Genomic DNA, 2647 nt, shown 5'->3' on the forward strand with positions numbered 1-2647 from the left:
CGTAAACGGCTTCTCCGGAATTGTGGAACACGTAGGGATGCGGGTACTTAAAATACGGGATCAGGAAAGAAGATACTGAGGCCTGTGAGACGTTCGCCTAAGCGTGGTCGCCTATTAAACTTAGAATGAATTGCCAACATCACTGGAAAGTCTTACATGGATGGATAATTGCCGATCATTGGTTTTTCGTTATGAACGTCGAACTGAGCTTTAGTAAACCCTTATCAGGGATTAAGGCAGGATACACTCGTTTACGGTTGTAAAAACTGATATATCAATGAAGAAAGCTTTTTCACTTTCGAATGAAAGTAATACAAACGGAGTTTAAAGACAAAGCACAACTCATAAAGTCTGCAACAAATATGAAGCAAAACATGAAAAAATTTCCCATGCAACACCTTGGCATCAAATAATTTTTCTTATTTATTTCCCTTTTCCTCTTCTTGATAAAATAACACCAAGAATTACCACTAACAATCCAATTTGCCATACCCAATGTTCATCTGTTTGGAAAATTAAAAAATTTAAATATGAAGTAGAGCCCCAAGTAAGCCCTCCCCCCATCCCAGGATATAAAATAAATGCTGGTAACAAACCAATGATTATCATAAACATACCAATTACAACCATAATAATTGATGTTCTACGCATATTGTCACTCCTTTCACTTTGCATTTGTCATATAATATATGGACTTGTTAGTTTTTATATATTTATCTATTTTCAATTCAGAAAGATCTAATACAACAATAAAACCACGCTCATTTGAGATTATAATCTTTTCATTGTGAGAAATAACATCAGTTGGACGCCATCCATTTACACTCAACCTTTGTTTTTCTTTTGATTGTAAATCAACAATAGTAAGAGGTTCTTTTATATTCTCTACACCATTATTCTGATCATAATGGATGATAATTGCTTTATTATCTTTAATTAAAACATCATAGGAGAATTCAGGTAATTGAGCTATTTTCTTTTGATCGCCTGTTTTCAGATTTATTTCAACAAGTGAATTACTTTCACCATGTTGCCAATGATTATAAAACCCATATGCTTTACCCGTTTCAGAAAATATGACACTTGGGGCTCTTTCTACATTTTTATTAAATATTTTTCTGGTTGCCAATGTTTTTAGATTCACTTCATAAATATTTGAACCTTTTTCTTTAGAATAAGATGTAATATATGCGAAGTGACGGTAACCTGTTATTGAACGAAATATACCATAAATCCTGTCCCTTTTTATAAATTCCTGCCTATTCGTATCAAAGATAACCCATTCACCCATAAAAACATTTTGTTTATCCTTAAAAATTTGATCATTATCCATAACTATGTAATTTTTATAATTATAAATATTATGCGGTCTTACTTTGTCTAAATCTAGTTTTGATAAGCCCTTTTGATTAATTTCATAAAGTCGCAGTTTACCGCCTGCTTCATCTACTGGAGTAATTAGGCTTTTTTCACCAGAACGAAAAGCAATGTTAGTATAATAGTGACCTTCATCTTTTAATAACTCATTAATTTGCCCTGTAGTAATATTTATTTTATAAACAGATTTCATATCGGTGGCATAAATAACATCATTATTGATACTTAACCTAATATTACTATTACTATTGCATGCAGTCAGCAAAAATAACATCGTTCCTAAAATTAATGTTAACATAATTCTTTTTAACATATTCCCCCACCTAATCAACACAAATACGAGGAAATTCCTCCTATTTGTGTTTTTTAATTAATAAAATAAATTAAACTATATTTATCTTCTGAAAAATACCCTGGTATCGTTATCATAATAAATGTCATCTGGTGTTACCCAATATCCACCATTTGCGTCAATGTCATATCCTCTTCCTTTGAAGCCAGCCCAAGGAAGTTTTGTACAATACCATTCATATGCAACATTTTTAGGAGACCTCCAATTATATTCCTCGCCCATTTGGGCAGCAGCATAAGTAGTAGCTGCTTTTCTATTAGTCATAGAGGCTGAACTCACTACTAGTGCCGCTGCCTTTTCATAAGTAGAATTCCAAGCAGTTTGGTATTCCCAACGAACAGTATCAGTTTCAGGATGCGCTGAAACTAGCAAGTTATTATCTTGATGCCACATAGCTCCATGTCTATAAGTACCATAATCAACAGAGTTTTTTCCTGATGAATCATAACCTACTACAATATCTCCCCAGGTAAAAAGGTTCCAAGGAATATTAGCTGTTGTGCGGACTTCATTTTCAATTTTTGCCGGAACTGGATCATTCATCTTTATTACTTTTTCATATTCTGCTGGACTATTAGGGACAGGTCTGGTTTCATATGAAGGCCGTTTTTCTTGAAACATAGACTTTTTTAGTTCATTCATTTTTAGCATATGTTCTATTTCTTCAGCAGTCAGAGTTATTTTTATATCCGCTGAAGTTTCCTCTGCACTTGCTTCAGGAACAAAAGCTACGACGCCAAAAGTCAGAACAAAAACCAATGATGAAATTATCAGCTTTCTCATATTCAATTTACATATCCCCCTGTCCAAATTAAATGATGACAATCAATGTTTAGTTTATAATATTGAATAGAATATAGTCAATTATTTTTTAGAAATTTCTGAATAATATCATTATGTCAGGGCAGTTTCCAACAA

At 32.8% G+C, this 2647-nt stretch carries 3 protein-coding genes; all 3 read right to left on the minus strand.

Features of this window, described 5'->3' with window-relative positions; all coding sequences use genetic code 11:
- Nucleotides 1-423: 423 nt before the first annotated feature.
- The 3 genes from H2C83_RS17250 to H2C83_RS17260 all read right to left on the minus strand — a co-directional run bounded on the left by H2C83_RS17250 (nt 424) and on the right by H2C83_RS17260 (nt 2518).
- Nucleotides 424-651, minus strand: a complete 228-nt coding sequence (locus tag H2C83_RS17250; protein ID WP_181742400.1) for a hypothetical protein — start codon at nt 649-651, stop codon at nt 424-426.
- 13 nt (nt 652-664) lie between these two features.
- On the minus strand, nt 665-1690 hold the full coding sequence (locus tag H2C83_RS17255; protein ID WP_181742401.1) for a hypothetical protein: 1026 nt from the start codon (nt 1688-1690) through the stop codon (nt 665-667).
- Between the two features lie 81 nt (nt 1691-1771).
- Nucleotides 1772-2518 (minus strand): hypothetical protein, encoded by a 747-nt coding sequence (locus H2C83_RS17260; protein WP_181742402.1) that lies wholly within the window; start codon nt 2516-2518, stop codon nt 1772-1774.
- Nucleotides 2519-2647: the final 129 nt, after the last annotated feature.

This window comes from Thermoactinomyces mirandus (genome assembly GCF_013868055.1).
Taxonomy (GTDB): Bacteria; Bacillota; Bacilli; order Thermoactinomycetales; family Thermoactinomycetaceae; genus Thermoactinomyces; species Thermoactinomyces mirandus.

What these genes read in the sequence shown, in the direction of transcription:
- H2C83_RS17255 (WP_181742401.1), bottom strand. Translation starts at nt 1,690, where the DNA reads ATGTTAAAAAGAATTATGTTAACATTAATTTTAGGAACGATGTTATTT.
- H2C83_RS17250 (WP_181742400.1), bottom strand. Translation starts at nt 651, where the DNA reads ATGCGTAGAACATCAATTATTATGGTTGTAATTGGTATGTTTATGATA.